General features: G+C 44.2%; 24 protein-coding genes. 9 read left to right on the forward strand and 15 right to left on the reverse strand.

Annotated elements, in window-relative coordinates; translation table 11 throughout:
• Positions 1–98 precede the first annotated feature (98 nt).
• Together BTO09_RS02400 and BTO09_RS02405 are read right to left on the reverse strand one after the other, a co-directional pair.
• Positions 99–722: a thioredoxin family protein gene (locus BTO09_RS02400; RefSeq protein WP_087523141.1), complete on the reverse strand. Its 624-nt coding sequence runs from the start codon at positions 720–722 to the stop codon at positions 99–101.
• Position 723: 1 nt separating this feature from the next.
• Entirely contained in the window at positions 724–1,284 is a 561-nt protein-coding gene (locus tag BTO09_RS02405; protein ID WP_232454986.1) for a TlpA disulfide reductase family protein, read from the reverse strand.
• A 170-nt stretch (positions 1,285–1,454) separates the two neighbouring features.
• Between BTO09_RS02405 and BTO09_RS02410 the strand changes: the two genes are divergently transcribed.
• The 9 genes from BTO09_RS02410 to trpA all read left to right on the forward strand — a co-directional run bounded on the left by BTO09_RS02410 (position 1,455) and on the right by trpA (position 9,065).
• Positions 1,455–1,907, forward strand: a complete 453-nt coding sequence (locus tag BTO09_RS02410) for a MarR family winged helix-turn-helix transcriptional regulator (protein ID WP_087523142.1) — start codon at positions 1,455–1,457, stop codon at positions 1,905–1,907.
• An 18-nt stretch (positions 1,908–1,925) separates the two neighbouring features.
• Complete coding sequence (locus BTO09_RS02415) at positions 1,926–2,495, forward strand: YceI family protein (protein ID WP_087523143.1); 570 nt, start codon at positions 1,926–1,928, stop codon at positions 2,493–2,495.
• 233 nt (positions 2,496–2,728) lie between these two features.
• Entirely contained in the window at positions 2,729–4,129 is a 1,401-nt protein-coding gene (locus BTO09_RS02420) for an anthranilate synthase component I family protein (protein ID WP_087523144.1), read from the forward strand.
• A gap of 1 nt (position 4,130) precedes the next feature.
• Entirely contained in the window at positions 4,131–4,709 is a 579-nt protein-coding gene (locus BTO09_RS02425; protein ID WP_087523145.1) for an aminodeoxychorismate/anthranilate synthase component II, read from the forward strand.
• Positions 4,710–5,705, forward strand: coding sequence for an anthranilate phosphoribosyltransferase (gene trpD, locus BTO09_RS02430; RefSeq protein WP_087523146.1), 996 nt, complete (start codon positions 4,710–4,712; stop codon positions 5,703–5,705).
• Position 5,706: 1 nt separating this feature from the next.
• Complete coding sequence (gene trpC / locus BTO09_RS02435; RefSeq protein WP_087523147.1) at positions 5,707–6,507, forward strand: indole-3-glycerol phosphate synthase TrpC; 801 nt, start codon at positions 5,707–5,709, stop codon at positions 6,505–6,507.
• Positions 6,497–7,117 carry a phosphoribosylanthranilate isomerase gene (locus tag BTO09_RS02440; protein ID WP_087523148.1) on the forward strand — a complete coding sequence of 207 codons (621 nt, stop codon included), beginning with the start codon at positions 6,497–6,499 and terminating at the stop codon, positions 7,115–7,117. Before trpC ends, BTO09_RS02440 begins: the two co-directional genes overlap by 11 nt.
• On the forward strand, positions 7,107–8,288 hold the full coding sequence (trpB, locus tag BTO09_RS02445) for a tryptophan synthase subunit beta (RefSeq protein WP_087523149.1): 1,182 nt from the start codon (positions 7,107–7,109) through the stop codon (positions 8,286–8,288). Before BTO09_RS02440 ends, trpB begins: the two co-directional genes overlap by 11 nt.
• Before the next feature lie 9 nt (positions 8,289–8,297).
• A complete protein-coding gene (gene trpA / locus BTO09_RS02450; RefSeq protein WP_087523150.1) occupies positions 8,298–9,065 on the forward strand; it encodes a tryptophan synthase subunit alpha in 768 nt (255 codons plus the stop codon).
• On the opposite strand, the gene BTO09_RS02455 is transcribed toward trpA, so the two are convergent.
• The 13 genes from BTO09_RS02455 to yaaA form a co-directional block, all read right to left on the reverse strand.
• Positions 9,040–9,483, reverse strand: coding sequence for a hypothetical protein (locus BTO09_RS02455; protein WP_087523151.1), 444 nt, complete (start codon positions 9,481–9,483; stop codon positions 9,040–9,042). The two genes, trpA and BTO09_RS02455, sit on opposite strands and share 26 nt — an antisense overlap.
• Complete coding sequence (locus BTO09_RS02460; RefSeq protein WP_087523152.1) at positions 9,480–9,974, reverse strand: 4'-phosphopantetheinyl transferase superfamily protein; 495 nt, start codon at positions 9,972–9,974, stop codon at positions 9,480–9,482. The genes BTO09_RS02455 and BTO09_RS02460 overlap by 4 nt, the downstream gene beginning before the upstream one ends.
• Positions 9,971–10,222, reverse strand: coding sequence for an acyl carrier protein (locus BTO09_RS02465; protein ID WP_087523153.1), 252 nt, complete (start codon positions 10,220–10,222; stop codon positions 9,971–9,973). Before BTO09_RS02465 ends, BTO09_RS02460 begins: the two co-directional genes overlap by 4 nt.
• A gap of 37 nt (positions 10,223–10,259) precedes the next feature.
• Positions 10,260–11,546: a beta-ketoacyl synthase gene (locus BTO09_RS02470; protein WP_087523154.1), complete on the reverse strand. Its 1,287-nt coding sequence runs from the start codon at positions 11,544–11,546 to the stop codon at positions 10,260–10,262.
• The gene (locus BTO09_RS02475; RefSeq protein ID WP_087523155.1) at positions 11,524–12,303 is read right to left on the reverse strand and encodes an SDR family oxidoreductase; all 780 of its coding nucleotides are present in this window, start codon (positions 12,301–12,303) and stop codon (positions 11,524–11,526) included. Before BTO09_RS02475 ends, BTO09_RS02470 begins: the two co-directional genes overlap by 23 nt.
• A complete protein-coding gene (locus BTO09_RS02480; RefSeq protein WP_087523156.1) occupies positions 12,297–13,349 on the reverse strand; it encodes a type III polyketide synthase in 1,053 nt (350 codons plus the stop codon). Before BTO09_RS02480 ends, BTO09_RS02475 begins: the two co-directional genes overlap by 7 nt.
• On the reverse strand, positions 13,346–14,032 hold the full coding sequence (locus BTO09_RS02485) for a methyltransferase domain-containing protein (RefSeq protein ID WP_087523157.1): 687 nt from the start codon (positions 14,030–14,032) through the stop codon (positions 13,346–13,348). The genes BTO09_RS02480 and BTO09_RS02485 overlap by 4 nt, the downstream gene beginning before the upstream one ends.
• Positions 14,022–14,354: an NAD(P)/FAD-dependent oxidoreductase gene (locus BTO09_RS14520; protein ID WP_198356518.1), complete on the reverse strand. Its 333-nt coding sequence runs from the start codon at positions 14,352–14,354 to the stop codon at positions 14,022–14,024. Before BTO09_RS14520 ends, BTO09_RS02485 begins: the two co-directional genes overlap by 11 nt.
• Positions 14,355–14,357: 3 nt before the next feature.
• Positions 14,358–15,167 (reverse strand): NAD(P)/FAD-dependent oxidoreductase, encoded by an 810-nt coding sequence (locus BTO09_RS02490; RefSeq protein WP_198356519.1) that lies wholly within the window; start codon positions 15,165–15,167, stop codon positions 14,358–14,360.
• Entirely contained in the window at positions 15,164–15,688 is a 525-nt protein-coding gene (locus tag BTO09_RS02495; protein WP_087523158.1) for a YceI family protein, read from the reverse strand. Before BTO09_RS02495 ends, BTO09_RS02490 begins: the two co-directional genes overlap by 4 nt.
• Before the next feature lie 112 nt (positions 15,689–15,800).
• Entirely contained in the window at positions 15,801–16,454 is a 654-nt protein-coding gene (locus BTO09_RS02500) for a uracil-DNA glycosylase family protein (RefSeq protein WP_087523159.1), read from the reverse strand.
• On the reverse strand, positions 16,454–17,041 hold the full coding sequence (locus BTO09_RS02505) for a hypothetical protein (protein WP_087523160.1): 588 nt from the start codon (positions 17,039–17,041) through the stop codon (positions 16,454–16,456). Before BTO09_RS02505 ends, BTO09_RS02500 begins: the two co-directional genes overlap by 1 nt.
• 164 nt (positions 17,042–17,205) lie before the next feature.
• The gene (gene yaaA, locus BTO09_RS02510; protein ID WP_087523161.1) at positions 17,206–17,964 is read right to left on the reverse strand and encodes a peroxide stress protein YaaA; all 759 of its coding nucleotides are present in this window, start codon (positions 17,962–17,964) and stop codon (positions 17,206–17,208) included.
• Between the last annotated feature and the right edge of the window lie 45 nt (positions 17,965–18,009).

The raw sequence follows: 18,009 nt of genomic DNA on the forward strand, positions 1-18,009 counted from the left end.
CGTGGACCATTGCAATATTTCCACTCCGCAGTAACCGAAAGACTAAACAAAAAAGCCGACCTCTAAGGAGTCGGCTTTTCTTAAATATGTAATACAGTTTATACTTTTACAGAACATCCAATAGCGCGTGTTTCCTTAACTGGCACTTCTTTGCCAGCCAACAGCGCATTAACTGCGTCTGCCAAATAGGTTTTGGTCACTCCGGCCGCATCGCGAACACTATCATCTATAGCGCCAATGTATTTGACCACCATATCGCCACCTTCTTTTTGTAGCAGGTAAACATGTGGCGTCTTTTTGGCGCCAAACTGGGCATAGACCGTACTGCTCTCATCATAGAGATACGGGAAGGTGAAATTCTTCTGCTTCGCCTTTTGCTGCATGAGTTCGTAAGTATCGTCTGGTTGTACAGCAGGATCGTTCGGGTTTATGGCAATTACCGGATAACCTTTCCCTTTGAACTGCTTGTCTAGCGCAATGATCCTGTCCTCGCTGGCAACTGCATATGGGCAGGTATTACAGGTAAAGATCACTATGAATCCCTTGGCGTCCTTATAGTCTGCCATAGAAACCATTTTTCCGTCTACGTTCTTAAGGCGAACGTCTTTTACTTTATCGCCAATAGTGTAGCCATCTGAGGCTGTATTGGTGAAACTGCTGAGCCCAATGGTTGCCACCAAGGCATAAACAGCAACAACTGCGATGTTCTTAAATTTTTGCATTTTAAAGAAAGGTATTGAGTTCTTGTTCTAGTTCTTCTAAGGTGAACGATTGCTCGTAGAATTTGCGCTCGTCTCCTTTATAGATCACAGTGGCCGGAATGGCTCCGGACCAACTTTCGTCCACTTTGGGTATCCATTCGTTAGCGCCGGTATCGTCTAGCAGGACTACCGGAGACTTGATCTGGTTCTTTTCTATAAATGGTATTACTTGTTTTTCTAAAAGCTTCGGGAAGTCTATGCTAACCAACAGTACTTCTACATTTTGGTCGGCGTACTTGGTGGCTAATGTTTCAAAATATGGCAGCTCCTTAATACAGGGTTTACACCAAGTGGCCCAAAAATTCACTACGTATATTTTGCCGTCGTCTTTATTCAATAAAGGTTCAAATTCATCGAATTTGTAAACGGGCACTTTAGCCGCCCCGGTGCTTGCCTTTACTTCGGAAGTGGTCTCGGTAGCTTCTGTGGTTTGTTTTGCTGCGGATTTTTCCTCTTTGCATGCCCCTAAAAACAAGGGAAATGCTAAAAGCAATAAGACATATATATAATAGGACTGTTTCAAGCTGCTGAATTTAATGCCATTAAAAATATTCAATATCGGCAGCAACCAAAAATCATTTAACAGTAGATTAAATCTTTTAACACTAACCCCCCAATTAAAATTGTGTTAAAAAGGTTTTGAATTCGATTTTTCATTATACATTTGTATATACAATAGTTGTTAGGACAATTATGGAGATTGAATCTATTATCAAAGCCACCAAGCCGATGCAGTTGCACACCAAAACGGTGATCAACCTAATGTATCGTGCGCGGGTCATTGAAGAATCGGTAAATCGTATTCTGAAAGGCTATGAGCTGAGTATTCAACAATATAATGTACTGCGGATATTACGCGGTCAGGGAGGCAATCCAGCCAATCTGTCTACAGTAACGGAGCGCATGGTAGATCCTAACAGCAATACCACACGCCTAATAGACAAGCTGCTTAAAAAAGGGCTGGTCAAAAGACAAATATGCGCCGCCAACAGAAGAAAGGTGGAACTATTTATCACAGAACAAGGGCTTGAACTTTTAGGTGTTTTAGACCCTATTGTAGAATCGAACAATCAGCAGATGCTCAATCAATTAGATCTGAGTGAACTGGAGCAATTGAATACCTATTTAAATAACATACATTCATAAATTTTAAAAACAACTCTAATGAGAAATCACGTAAAAACAGCAGCTTTGTTGTTGCTAGCCATCGCCTTTAGCGCATTCAACACTTCTACTGTTGAAAAGCTTATGGTAAAAGACAGTACTATTACCTGGGTAGGTAAAAAAGTTACTGGACAGCACGAAGGTACTATCAACCTTAAGAGCGGTTACTTCATGATGGACGGAGAATCCATGGTAGGTGGAGAATTCGTTATCGATATGACCAGTATCAATGTAACCGACCTTCAGGCAGGAAAAGGAAAAGAAAAACTAGAAGGACACTTGAAGTCTGACGACTTTTTTGGTGTTGAAGCCTTCCCTACAGCGACCTTAACTGTTAAGAACGCTGCTAGAAACGGAAACACCTACACGGTGAACGCAGATCTTACCATTAAAGGAAAGACCAACCCGATCACCTTCGACATTACTAAAGATGGAACCAATATGACAGCTAATGTTACTATTGACCGTTCTAAGTTCGATGTGCGTTACGGTTCAGGAAGCTTCTTCGACAATCTAGGAGACAAGACCATCTATGATGATTTTGACTTGACTGTAAATCTATCCTTTTAATAGGATCCATTCCCAAGAGAAGAATCCCGCCTGTTAAAGGTGGGATTTTTTTATGCTGATGGTTTGAATTTATAATCAGACTATTTATCTTTGAAACTCAAATGAAGCAAATAAACGTAAATACTTGGTGGTGGTCAGCTCAAAGCACAAGCTCGTGAGGCTGATCGTCTGATTGTATACGTTAAACATACCAAAGACTTGTCGCTCACGACAGGTCTTTTTTTATTAAAGACATGCAGAGATTTACTTTAAAAACACACAGCAAACAGCTTCTGGCCGATACGCTAACGCCGGTTTCTATCTATTTGCAGTTGCGGGATAGGTTCCCAAACAGCTTGCTTTTGGAAAGTAGCGACTATCATGCTAACGACAACAGTTTTAGCTATATCTGTTGCAACCCAATTGCCAGCATCAAGGTCGCTAATAATGAGATCCACTGCAATTACCCTGATGGCAGCGCGACTCAAGAGACCATTACCTCAAATGTCGATGTTCCGGCAGCTATTGCGGACTTTGCGGCGCAATTTGAGGTGGACAGTGAGGACTACAAATTCATAAATCATGGGTTGTTTGGTTTTATCGCTTATGATGCCGTGCAGTATTTTGAAGATATTCAGATCAGCAAAAAAGAAGGCGATCTTGAAATTCCAGATATATACTATGCTGTCTACCAGAATATCATTGCCATAAATCACTTTAATAACCAGGCTTATTTGTTCGCTCATTGTTATGATGGGCCAGACAATCTGGACGCCTTGGAACAGCTCATCCGCAGCACTACGAATAAAAAATACCCCTTTCAAAAAAGTGGATCGGTTACTACCAACACAACCGACGAAGAATTCATGGCCTTGGTAGAACAGTGTAAAAAGCACTGCAATCGCGGCGATGTATTTCAGATAGTTCCGTCTAAACGCTACTCACAAAGCTTTACCGGCGATGAGTTTAACGTATACAGAGCCTTGCGCAGTGTTAACCCTTCTCCTTACCTCTTCTACTTTGACTACGGTAACTTCAAGATCTTTGGAAGTTCTCCTGAGGCGCAATTGGTGGTCAAAGACGGTATGACAGAGATCCACCCAATTGCAGGGACTTTTAGACGAACTGGTAACGATGAGCAAGATGCAGCACTGGCTTTAGAGTTGGCCGCCGATGAAAAAGAGAACAGTGAACATGTGATGCTCGTAGACCTGGCCCGTAACGACCTAAGCCGACATGGAACAGACATTCAAGTAGCCACCTACAAAGAGGTACAGTTCTTTTCGCATGTGATCCACTTGGTGAGTAAAGTAGTGGGAACTAAAAACCCCGAAACCCCTACCATGCAGATCGTCGCCGATACCTTCCCCGCGGGAACCTTAAGCGGTGCGCCCAAACATATGGCCATGCAGCTTTTAGAAAAGTACGAGAACATAAATCGCAGTTTCTACGGAGGCGCTATTGGCTTTATGGACTTTAAAGGCAACTTTAACCACGCCATCATTATTAGATCCTTTGTGAGCAAGAACCACCAATTGCATTATCAGGCAGGGGCTGGAATTGTGACCGACAGCGATCCGGAGAAAGAATTACAAGAAGTATACAACAAATTAGGGGCTTTGAACAAGGCCCTCGAACTCGCAGAAAATTTATAAGATGAAGATATTAGTGATCGACAATTACGACAGCTTTGTGTACAATTTGGTACACTATATCCGCGAGTTTGTAGACGATGTCACCGTATGGAGGAACGACCAGTTCGAGCTGGAAGATGTAGCCGACTTTGATAAAATAGTTTTGTCTCCTGGGCCTGGAATACCAGAGGAAGCCGGGCTACTCAAAGCTGTAGTAGAACGCTATGCTTCTACCAAATCCATGCTTGGTGTTTGTTTAGGACAACAGGCCATCGGTGAGGTTTTTGGTGGATCGCTGATCAATTTGGATCAAGTATTCCACGGCGTTGGGACGCACGTAGAGCGTTTAGTAGATGACGAACCACTCTTTGCAGGCCTACCTAAGAATTTTCAAGTAGGTCGCTATCATTCTTGGGTTGTTGCTCGCGAAGATTTCCCACAAGATCTAGAGATCACCGCGGTAGATGAGTCTGGGCAGATCATGGCCCTAAGGCATAAAAAATACGACTTAAGAGGGGTACAATTTCATCCTGAATCTGTACTGACTCCGCATGGGAAAAGCATGATCAAAAACTGGTTAAACCAAAACAATAAAGAATAGATGAAGGCTGTTTTGAATCGCCTGATCAATCAGGAAATATTGAGTAAAGAAGAAGCCCGCGATATTTTGATCAATATCTCTGCCGGACAATATAACGAAGCACAGATCGCCGCTTTTTTAACTGTCTACATGATGCGCAGCATTACTGTAGATGAGCTTCAAGGTTTCCGCGATGCGCTCTTGGAACTCTGCATTGCGGTTCCCGTAGAAGATTACAACACCATTGACCTTTGCGGTACAGGTGGCGACGGCAAGAACACCTTTAATATCTCTACCCTGGCTTCCTTTGTGACCGCTGCCTCTGGAGTGCAGGTTACTAAACACGGGAATTACGGAGTTTCATCTGTTAGCGGCAGCAGTAACGTGATGGAACATATGGGGGTAAAATTTACCAATGATACCGACATCTTAAAACGCTGCCTGGACGAAGCTAATATTTGCGTCTTGCACGCACCGCTTTTTCACCCAGCTATGAAAAATGTTGGTGGCATTCGCAAGGCTTTAGGCGTAAAGACCTTTTTCAATATGTTGGGACCTATGGTGAATCCCGCCTTTCCGAAGAACCAACTCGTTGGAGTTTTCAATTTAGAATTGGCTCGTGTTTACGGTTATCTGTATCAGCAATCAGCAAAGAATTACACCATTTTACATGCATTAGACGGTTATGATGAAATATCCTTGACTGGAGCTACGCGAGTTATCAGCAACCGTTTTGAGCAGCAATTAACCCCAGAAGATTTTGGTGTTAATAGTATTACTGCGGAGGATATCTTTGGAGGCGATACGGTAGAAGAGGCTGCTAGCATTTTTAAGACTGTCTTATCTGGACAAGGCACCGATGCGCAGAACCACGTAGTGGCTGCCAATGCAGGTATGGCTATTGCTACCGTAAAGGGCTGTACGCCAAAGCAAGGTTTTGAAAAAGCCTTAGAAACGCTAAAAAGCGGTATGGCCGAGAAACATTTGAATCAATTAGTTGCTCTAACCAACGCATAGTATGGATATCTTAGAACGCATAGTAGCGCAGCAAGCTCAAGATCTCATCCGCAGAAAACAAAGCTTTCCAGAGAGTTATTGGGAGTCGGCTCCACTTTTCAACAGACCTTGCATTTCTCTTAAAAATGCGTTGAACGAAAGCTCCACAGGTATAATTGCGGAGTTCAAACGACGCTCACCCAGTAAGCCTTCGATAAACTTTAAGGCCCAGGTAAGCGAGGTTGCTTCAGGGTATCAAGCTGCAGGGATCAGCGGAATGTCTGTCCTTACCAACGGACCTTTCTTTGGAGGTTCTTTAGAAGATCTAAGCCAAGCAAGAGCAAGCGCGAACATGCCTTTGCTCAGAAAAGAATTTGTGATAGATCCGTATCAAATAACAGAGGCCAAAGCCCACGGTGCAGATGTTATATTATTAATAGCGGCTTGTTTAGAACCCGCCCGATTGCAGATGTTAGCCAAAAAGACCAAATCCCTTGGGATGGAAGTCTTGTTAGAGGTTCATAATGAGGCCGAGTTGCAAGCCAACCTCATCCCAGAAGTAGATCTAATAGGAGTCAATAATAGGAACTTGAAGACCTTTACGGTAAATGTGCAAACCAGTTTGGACCTGCTGCAGCAGATACCGCAAGAGTTCACTCCGATCTCTGAAAGTGGACTGAGCGACCCTAATACAGTTGCCATGCTGGGCCAAGCAGGTTTTAAAGGCTTTTTGATGGGAGAACATTTCATGCGTTCAGAAAACCCTGGTGAAGCAGCTGCTGCATTTGTAAACGCTTTAAAAAATCAGCGCAATGAAGATTAAAGTATGCGGCATGCGCGAGGCGAAAAATATAGCAGCACTTACGGACTTAAAGCCAGATTATATCGGTTTTATCTTTTACGAGAAGTCTCCAAGGTATATGAAAGCAGACCCTGTTGCAGTTCCTGAGGGAATTAAAAAAGTTGGGGTTTTTGTAGATGCCCCAAAAGGGTATGTACTGCAACAAATTGAAGCTCATGAGCTGAATGTGGTCCAATTACACGGCAAAGAAGACCAACAATACATAAGCCTTTTACGCGAGCTGGTTCATACCGACATTGACTTTTGGAAAGTCTTTTCCGTTGGAGAAAAATTTGATTTTAAAAAGCTGAAACCGTTTGAAGAGCTAGTCGATGCCTTCTTGTTCGATACCCGCGGAGCTGCTCCAGGTGGCAACGGCAAGACCTTTGATTGGAAACTACTCAACGCTTACCGAAGTGAGCTACCCATTGTAATTAGTGGCGGTATTGGGTTGGAAGAACTCCCAGCGGTAAAAGAACTGCTGCAATCTTCGCTACCTATTATGGCGATCGATGTGAACAGCAAGTTCGAATCAGAACCCGGATTAAAAAAAATTGATGAATTAAAGACCTTGATGAATTATGAACTATAATGTAGACCAGCACGGTTATTACGGAGATTTTGGTGGCGCTTTTATCCCAGAGATGCTCTATCCAAATGTGGAGGAATTGCGTCAAAATTATATTCAAATAGCCTCGGACCCTGCTTTTCAAGAAGAGTTTCACGCCTTGCTTAAAGACTATGTGGGCAGACCTACTCCACTTTACTATGCCAAGAGATTCTCAGAACATTACGGCTGTAAAGTCTACTTAAAACGCGAGGATCTTTGTCATACCGGAGCCCATAAAGTAAACAACACCATTGGGCAGATCTTAATGGCCAAACGCTTGGGCAAAAAACGCATCATAGCAGAAACCGGAGCGGGTCAACACGGGGTGGCCACAGCTACTGTATGTGCACTCATGGGTATGGAGTGTATCGTTTATATGGGTGCAATAGACATTAAACGTCAAGCTCCCAACGTAGCGCGAATGAAAATGTTGGGCGCCAAGGTTGTTCCGGCCGAATCAGGTTCAAAAACGCTTAAAGATGCGACCAATGAAGCCATCCGCGATTGGATCAACAATCCGGTAGACACGCACTATATTATTGGTAGCGTTGTTGGGCCGCATCCGTATCCGGATATGGTGGCCCGCTTTCAGGCCGTGATCTCTCAGGAGATAAAAACACAACTCCACGAAAAAGAAGGGCGTGAAAACCCAGATTATGTGGTGGCCTGTGTAGGTGGTGGTTCTAATGCTGCTGGAGCCTATTACGAATACCTCAACACCCCAGAAGTTGGACTCATTGCAGTAGAGGCTGCAGGAAAAGGTGTGAATACTGGCGAGAGTGCCGCAACTTCGCAGTTGGGGAAATCGGGTATTATACACGGGAGTAAGACATTGCTCATGCAAACCGATGACGGCCAGATCACAGAGCCATACTCTATCTCTGCCGGTTTGGACTATCCAGGAATAGGGCCTATGCATGCACACCTGTACGCAAGCGGGCGCGCCGAATTCATTTCTATTACCGATAAAGCGGCTATGGAAGCTGGTCTTCTTTTAAGTCAATTGGAAGGAATAATTCCAGCTATTGAAACCTCGCACGCCTTTGCCATTTTTGAAGAGCGCAAATTCAAGGCAGATGATGTTGTGGTGGTAAATCTTTCCGGGCGTGGCGACAAAGACCTCAATACTTATATCGAATACTTTAAACTCTAAGCCTCAGCGATGAATAGAATTCAACAGGCCTTACAGCAAGACAAAAAATTACTTTCCATATACTTTACAGCAGGCTTTCCAAAATTGGAAGACACCGTGAACATCATCAAGAATCTGGAAGAATCTGGAGCCGATATGATCGAGATCGGCCTACCTTTTAGCGACCCACTAGCAGACGGCCCTACTATACAAGAAAGCTCTACAGACGCCTTGCGAAACGGTATGACTACCGCCAAATTGTTTGAACAATTGGAAGGCATCCGTGAACAGGTTGCTATTCCCTTGATCATTATGGGGTATTTCAACCCGATGATGCAGTATGGGATGGAAGAATTTTGCAAACGCTGCAATGAACTCGGCATAGATGGGCTTATCATTCCAGATCTGCCGCTGCGCGAATACGAATTGGAATACAAGGCACTCTTTGACAAATACAATTTGGACATGGTCTTCTTAATTACGCCACAGACCTCAGAAGCGCGTATTCGTCAGATCGATGCAGCCTCCAATAGTTTTATCTATATGGTGAGCACTGCCAGCACTACAGGAGCGCAAAGTGGTTTCTCCCAGCAGACCACTGCCTATTTTGATCGTATAGCCGCTATGGAACTTAAAAGTGAGTGTATAGTCGGATTTGGTATTAGCAGTGCCGATACGTTCAAGGCCGCAACACGCAAGGCTAAAGGAGCCATCATCGGGTCGGCTTTTATTAAAATGCTTCGTGAAAAAGGAATTGCAGGGATCGCAGATTTTATGAAGGCGATCCGCCCTGATTAGGCCATATTAAACTGTAGATCTTACTAACGGCCCAATTCCCCAAAGGGAAATAAAGTGCAAAGAACAAGGCCATAGCAAGAGCAAAGTTTCGCTCTCCGAAGAACTGGTCTAAGATATTGTTCGGAAAAGCAATTGAAGTTTCTAGCGCATAACCCCCAAATTCCAAAAGCCCCATAGCAATAAGCCCGTAAGCGTATTGCATATGGAAAGGCAGACCTCGTAAGATTAGTGAAATCGGGATCATATAGAGCAAATAAACTGTGATCACCTGCCACCAATAGGTAAAGGTCGCTATCTGGACTGTGGCACCAAACCAATCCATTCCCATCCCCCACGCAAAATAAAGTACCACATAAACTGCCAAGAGTCGCTTATCGACCTGTAATTTTTGCATCACAAAGGCTTTAAAATCTTTCATGCGGACCAATAAATTAAACGGTAATACTTGCCGTGGTGACTGAGACTTGCAGGATAAAGTGTATCTCTCCCCATTGATACATAAGGCAAGCACCCTTTATATTCGATTGCTCTTGGATTATCTGCGGATCTTCTACTTACTTTTTTTAATGCTGCGGAGCAGTGTCGGACCTCAGCATACAAACAATCACCACTTAACTCAGAGATTCCTAAAAACTCAAGATCGCCTAAGGAGATCTTCGACTGGGTATTGTCTAAAAGTACGACTTGAGTCCTGGAGGGGCTAAAATCCTCAGCATAACCCAAACGTACAGCTGCTTTAAAAGCTGCTTCCTTTAAGCTCCAAAACCGCCAAATAGAAATGTCTCGCGCTTCAAAAACGCCAAATTGAGCTTGCTCACTGGCAGAGCACATCTTATTTGCATAACGCCAAAAACGCTGCTCTGACTTAAATTCGCTGATAGTAAGATCTACAACATCGTTTCCGATCATGCTCCCAGTTTTTCTTTGATTACCGCCAAAGAACTTTCAACGGTCAGCATCTTTTCCATAGAGTCGTTATCGATCTCTATGTCAAAGGCATCTTCAACATCTAAGACAACATCGACCAAATTGGCGGAGTTGATCTGCAGGTCTTCTATAAATCGCGTCTCTGCAGTTAGTGTTTTAAAGGCTTCTTGATTCTGTAAATAAGGACTTATGATCTCTTTTAGCCGATCGAAGAATTGAGCATCATTCATTGAGGAAAAACATTTGCGGTGATAGTATGCCTTGAAGTTACGAATTATAGCGACGCAATACGACACAAGCATTTACATCGCCAAAACCAAAACTAGCCTTGATAGCTCTGTCTAATTGTACATCGATGGCTTGCTGCGGAATCTTTTCGCGAGGAACCCATTTTGCTATCTGCGGATGCAGGTCCTCTGAATTGATCGAAGGATGCACAAAACCTCTCTGAAGTTGTAAAGTTGTGGCCACAAGCTCCACGGCTCCGGAACCTGACAAGCAATGGCCTACCAGACTCTTGGTCGCTTGTAAATACGGAAAGTTGGACTTATCTCGTCCAAGAGCAGCAGCCCAAGCGGCCACCTCATCCGGGTCTTTAACTGTTGCTGTTAAATGCCCATTGATCAGATCTATTTGCGCTCCCTCAATGCCAGACATGACCAAACTATCTTTAATGCAGCTTTTAACCGCCTCCGGATTTGGAGCGGTAAGCGTGCCTCCGCCGCGCTGCCCTCCAGAATTGATCTGCCCGCCGAGCACTTCTGCAATTATAGGCGCTCCGCGTTCTAAGGCGGCCTCCAAACTTTCCAGGACAAAGGCTCCTGCTCCTGCGCCAGGGACTAAGCCTCCAGCAGTCTCGCTTAAAGGTCTTGAAGCCTGTTCTGGCTTGTCGTTATGCCGATAATTAGTGACTCGCATCGCATCAAAACCTCCCCAGAGATAAGGACCATGCTCACAAGTAGCGCCCACCAACATGCGTTTGGCGTAACCCGCCTTTATATGCCTGTAACCCATTAGCAGGGCTTCGGTTCCTGTGGTACAAGCAGACGAATTTGTGCTCACCTGATTGCCTGCGGCAATATGACCTGCAATAAATGCGCTTACACCGCTGGCCATGGTTTGAATGACCACATTACTCCCCAGGCGCCTAACTTTCTGAGCGTCGACAAGTTTTATGGATTCGTTAAGTTTTTCAATGCCCGAAGTACCGGTACCAAAAATGACTCCTGTATCGGGGTCTAAAGATTCGGATTCGGGCTCAAGGCCAGCATTTCGCCAAGCCTCATGCGCTGCTATCATGCCGTAAATGATACCGTCGCTGTTAAAATTTCTAAGTTGCAGCGGACTAAAACAAGCATCGATATGCTCTTGAGTTATAGGTGGAATCCCTCCTACTTGACAACCAAAATTAAGCGCCGCCAAACGCGGTATAAACTCAATACCCGATATACCATTGCGCAAGGCCTTTTCAAAATCGGATAAACCAATCCCGTTGGGAGCCACCACCCCCATGCCAGATATAACTACACGACTATTGGATATGCGCTCCCCCATCGACAGGAATTACAGCTCCGTTGATCCAAGCAGCCTCAGGGCGACACAAAAGGCCTGCCACGCGGGCTACATCTTCTGGAGTGGTTAAACGTTTAAAAGGACTTCTGGCAGTTGCGAACTTCAAGATCTGTTCTACATTGGGAATTCGGCGCAGGGATTCGGTATCCACTACTCCAGCCTGAATACAATTTGCTCGAATGCCAAAAGGTGCAAATTCTAAGGCAATACTTCTGGTAATGGCTTCTAAAGCTGCTTTAGCAGCGCCCACAGCGGCATAATGTTTCCAAGCTTTATGACTGCCCTCGCTGGTATAGCTAATAATTCGGGTATCCGTTGCAAAGAGCCCTGCACTGTGTAACTGTTGGGTCCAAAGCAGTAAACTACTTGCCATGGCTTCTAAGGTTATCGCCATATCAACTCCCGATAACGCAGCAGATGTTGTTATTGGTTTTACATGACCTTTAGCAATAGCATGGATCATTACTGCTACGGACTCGTCTTGCTTAAGTATATCCTTAAAACTGCTTACTAGATCGGCAATGCTTTCTGCTCGCGTGGCATCTTTGTTAAAAGTGTGGACTGCAATTGCTTCGGACCTTAAACGGGCTACTTCCTCTTCAAATTCAGCTAAAGAGGCTCTAGGATCGCGATGCACCAACAACAAACTATAGCCCAGTCGCGCCAATTCTTTGGCCGTAGCCAAACCAAGACCACGAGATCCACCAAGGACGAGCGCCCATTTTCTTTGACCTACCATTGTAATAAAACGCGTTGTGCAGAAAAACCAGGGCCAAAGCTTAGCATGAGGCCTTGTGTTCCTGCGGGATTATCTTTTTCCATAAATCGCTCCAATACATAAAGTACCGTTGCACTGGACATATTGCCGTACAGATCGAGCACTGCTCGCGTATCTGCAATTGATTTTCCGAGCGAGCCAAAGAGCTCGTCTACGGTCTGCACGATCTTACGTCCGCCCGGATGAAAGATCAAATGCTCCACAGCTTCAATACTGCTGCCGTGTTGTTCTAAAAAGGGGTGTATAATATCGCCAAAATGAGAACCGATCATATTGGGCACCTCCGGATCGAGGATCATCTGCAAGCCCTGATTGGTGAGATCAAAGCCCATTAGATGCGTCGCATTGTAAAAGTGATACATGCCTTCTCCGAGTATTTCAGGTCCATTCGCCTCCGCAGCAGAAGAGAGCAAAACACAGGCAGCACCGTCACCGAAAATGGCAGCACTAACCATATTGGCCATGGAATAATCGCTGTGTTGAAAGGTAGCTGTAGGAGATTCCACCGCAATAACGGCTGCTTTCTTATTCGGATTTGCCTTAAGGAAATTATATGCATAAATGGTTCCGGATACCCCAGCTGCGCAGCCCATTTCTGTGACCGGTAAACGCAATACATCTTGGCGTAAGCCCAATTCATTGATCAAATAGGCATCTAAACTTGGGATCATGATCCCGGTGCAGCTCACGGTGATGAGCATATCGAGTTCCTCGGGCTTCCATTGAGCCTTTTCCAAGGCTTTTTCAAGAGATTCTTTGCCTAGATCTATGGCTGCCTTTACAAACAGCCTATTCTTGTCTTCAAAAGAAGTTTGCCGAAAAACCTCTGGAGCATCCATGATCGAATAACGCTGCGATACTCCGGCACCCTCGAAGATCTTTAAAACCTTACGCCTAAAACGATCATCCTGATCTCCTAACCACCCTGAAACATAGGGTAATATTTCGTCAGTGGTTCGAGAAAACTCGGGTAGCGCTTTCGCAACTGCTGTAATCTTTACACTCATTTTCTCAATAACCACAAATAGCGATACGCCCAGTTCCAACTAATGGTACTTTGCATCTTTAAGGAGTTCGACATATGTTCTAATTCTTCTTTTTTAAAACCTTTTTTTATAGACAGCAAACCGTCGTGCATGATCATTTCGTTACGGATAAATAAGCCCAAGGCCCAAAACAAGCCATAAGCTATAGGGCTGCGATGCAGATCATTGACTACCCAACCCAAAGTAACCTCAGCATTTGCTTTCTCGATCATACGCATTATTTGTTCATCGTCGAAGTGGTGCATGAACAAGGTTGCCAAGACGATGTCACATTTGGGCATATTCCACTCAAAAACATCAGCTTTAAGATAGGTAATTTCAGGATAGTCTACAGAACGTTCTTGAGCAAAGGCTATACAGGCCGTGTTGGCATCAACCCCAGTGAATTGCCAATTGAGTTCATGCCTCCTACTATAATTGGCCAAATGGCGCAGTTGACTGCCTTCACCACATCCCAGATCAATTAAATGCAGTCCCGTTTTAGAGGTGCTGTTCTTGATCAATTTCTTTACACCTTTCAAACTCACGGCATCGCCTCCAAGACGTGCATTGATCTTGGCCAAGGTCTTTAAGGTGGATCGGAGTTGTTCTCCTTCCATCTCTAAATCGTCCATCCACTCGGCTGCGTGTGATCTATGCTTCATTGTGGAGGTGTTTTGGTTTTAGTTTTCCGTGCGTTTGCCTGATAAAAAACGGCAATAGTCCAGGTATCAGTTTTAAAAATTGTAAACTAAGGCTACTCGCTTTTGGATTTGCAAAGACTCGAGCGGCTATACGCCCAATACGCAAACGTTTGTTGAATTCAGATTTCCAGTGGTTCTCATAATTAACCAACATTGTTCCGCGGTTAATTTTACCTTTTAAAAAGGCCTTTAATTCTGATGCAGCGAGGCTAGCGCTACGAATGGCCATACTCATACCATTACCGCTTAATGGATGAATAAGACCGGCTGTGTCTCCACACATGAGCTAATGCCCTTCTACCGGAGGTTTATCTTTAAATGAGATCTGCGCAATGCTGATCGGTTGCTCAAACTGCATATCGGTTTGGTCTAACAACTCCTTTAAAGCAGGATTTGAAGCAAGCTCCAGATTTATAAATTCTTTGAGGTTTTTATGCTTTTTAAAAACATCATAAGTCGCAATAAAACAGAAATTGATCAGGCCATCTTCCACCCGCGAAACTCCGCAGTAACCACCTTTAAAATTGTGTAAGGCCACCAAAGTAGCATCGAAGCTCCCTCGGGCATGCCACTTGGCAGCCATGAAATTGGCCTTCTCGTCGATAAACTCGCGGGCTAGCTTTTTATCCAAGACAGACCGTTTACCATAAGCCCCTATACCAGTTCGTCCGTGAAACAACTTCCCGTTACTGGTCTTAGCAGTAACCCCATCGGGTTCGGATTGGATTGCTACTACAGCCTCAGTAATAAAAACAACTCCGGCTTCCTTGGCCAAGTTAAACAGTTCCAACTCCACAGTATACCTACTGAGTCCAAATCCACCTAAAGGCAAACGGGCGCTAATAGATCTACCATCCGTATGGGTCCATAAAAAATTGGAGATCGCAACAGCCCCATGATCAAATGGGTCAAAACCCAATGATTTCAAATACGGCAGTACTTCATTGGAGATGTATTCTCCACAAACCTTGTGTCTTGGATAGGCTTTAGGTTCAAACAGCAAGACCTCATACCCTGCCTGGGCCAGATCTATTCCAGCGCAAAGGCCAGCCAAGCCCCCACCAATTATAAGTACATCAGCTTGGGTTGTCCTCACGATTTCGGAACTTCTAATCGAAGACTGATCACTACTGTCTTAGACAGGATAAGGCTTCTGCCACCAACTCCAAAGTCTAAACGATTTATAGACAATTCCCCTTTTAAGTACTGTGAGCCGTCTGTCTCCAATTCAAGCGGTATGGCTACCTCCTGGGAGCTGCCTTTGATAGTTAGAATACCGGACAACTGATAATTATTTAGGCCCACAACGGCCAAAGCGATAGAACGAAATCTGATCTCGGGAAAGTTTACGGCATCGAAATACTCCGCTTCTTTAAGGTGCTCATCTCTGGTTGAATTACCTGTATCTATGGTCTTCACATCTACAGTTGCTTCTAATTTTGTTTGCTGCGGATTGTTCAGATCTAGGGTTCCCATCACTTTGGATGCGCCGAAGGAACCGTCTACATTCACCCCAAAGTTTTTGATGGTAAAGGAAAGTTCGTGCTCTATTTGTGCGAACACAGACATATGAAAGGATAAACAAACTGCAAATATGGTAAGGGCGAAGTTCTTCATCGGTAGCAATTAATGAGCGCGATCTAAACAGATCGTAATGCGTCCTTTAAATTTAAGCCTAATTAATTTAAAATCAAGAAGAAATAAGTGAGAAAACAGAAACACTTGCTGCTTAAAAGAAAGGTCTGTACTGATCTATCCTAAAATCTAGCGTATTGTATGTAGGATCTTGAGCCTTGCGTTGTTTGTACAGATCCAAACTGCCCACAGCACGATTAGCCGCCCCAGAAGGCGCTGTTAAGGACACCGTGCGAATAGTTCTGCCAGCCCATTGAAACTGGTGTATTCTTGGAACCTCGTCGCTAATGATTTCAAGTTTGATACCACTGGGTTTTACGAGTCTTCTAAAAAAATATTCAGGACCATTCTTGCTGTTACCACCCGTAAAAAGCAAAGTATCTATGGCTGAATATTGCTCCAGATAATCCAAAAGTGGTCGCAGTTGCACTTGTTGCATTCCCAGATCTGAAGCGTCTATTTTCTCGCGTTTGGCAGCGTGAACTATATCGCAAATCGCTATACCTCGCTCTTTTAGAAATGTCTGCCGTTGCTCGATTGCGGCCGCAGTTGTTTCAAATTTAAGCCCGAGTCCAAAGAGCCTGTCCAAGATAGGCCAAAGCTGCCCGTCTATACTACCATAACAGAAGTTGACATCACCAGGTTTTAAATCACCTGTACTGAATCGCGGTGGCGGTAAGGTGCCCACTATCATTTTGGTGGCACCTTTGGGAAAATAGGGAGGATACGGGTGTTTGTGTAGAAACATTAAATGGATTGTCGAAGTTTTTGAGCTTCTCCGATAGCAATACGATGCTGTCTCCTGCTGTCTTTACCCATAGTAGCGGCCTCTGCGAGTACTTCATCAAGTATGGCAAGAGCCTTTTCCTCTTCTGCCTTATCGATATAATGCCGCGCCAACTGAACGCGCTCTGCATAATTCGAATAACGTTTATCAATACTCTCAAAATAGGGTTGCGCTGCTTCGGAGTCTCCTTTAGCGTCTAAGGCTAATGCATAATAAAGTACTACTGGTGACTTTAAAAATTCTGGATGCTCTTTGATACTTTCTGCCTCTTGAATGATCCAATCGGTCTCTCCCTGGGCCTGGTAGGCTCGAATTAATTGCATTTTCACGTGCACGTCGTTAGAGAAATTTCCACTAAGGGCATCCCTGTAGTGGCCAACAGCTTCGGAATAATTACCTTGTTCGAGTAAGGCATCGGCCAAATTAACTCGATTTTGAAAGGTATCGGCAAAGTCCAGCTGTGCTCTAAGGTCAGTGATCTTTTTGGTTGGATTGATAACGGCCGTGAGGTCACGTTGAAGCTTATCCACCTCATTCTTCTGAACCATTTGTGTCAAAATGTAGAAAATACCACCTATGAGTGGCAAAAATATTATGACGAAAATCCAATAGTAGGGTCTACCTGTTTTCCAGATATGATAAAGACAAACACCTTGGATCAAAAGAATAAGAATGTAGTAAGGCACGCCCTAAACTAAGTAATTCTTTTTAGTTATCGAGTAAACACCAATTCTGTCTCGGTAGAAAGCTCCTCAGAGAAACCGTAACCTTCTTTATTGAAAGCTTTTATATCTTCTATAGTGGTTCCTTGAGTGTCTATCAAGTGACGACTCATCATTCCACGAGCAGGTTTGGCAAAGGTTCCAATGGTTTTGTATTGACCGTTCTTGAACTCTTTAAACACCGGGGTTATCACCTGAGCCTTGAGTTTCTTGGCATCTATGGCTTTAAAGTACTCATTGCTCGCCAAGTTGACCAGAATGTCATCTGAGGTCAATTCTTCGTTGAGCTGTTTAGTGATCTTGTCCTTCCAGAATTCGTAAAGGTTCTTTTTAACTCCCACCGGCATTTTAGTACCCATCTCCAAACGATAGGCTTGCATTAGATCTAAGGGTTTTAAAAGTCCGTAGAGGCCAGAAAGGATTCGCAAGTGGTCCTGTGCAAAGTCAATGGCCGACTCATCCATAGTAAAAGCATCAAGACCGCGATATACGTCTCCGGCAAAAGTGAACATGGCTGGCCTGGCGTTATCGGTATCAAACGGCAATGACCACTCCTGATTACGCTCGTAATTCAAGCTCGCCAAAGCATCCGAAATGTGCATCAGTTTTGAAAGTCCTTTGGCGGATTTCTTTTTTAGCAATTTGTTGAGGCGCTCTGCCTCTGCCTGAAAAGCAGGTTGTGTGTGCTTGTTAGTCGGTAAAGCAGTTTCTAGATCGAGCGATTTGGCTGGTGATATTACAATTTTCACAGGGCTTTCTTTTTTAGATCTTTACAAAAATACGGAACTCTCCTA

This window comes from Gilvibacter sp. SZ-19, from assembly GCF_002163875.1.
Taxonomy (GTDB): Bacteria; Bacteroidota; Bacteroidia; order Flavobacteriales; family Flavobacteriaceae; genus Gilvibacter.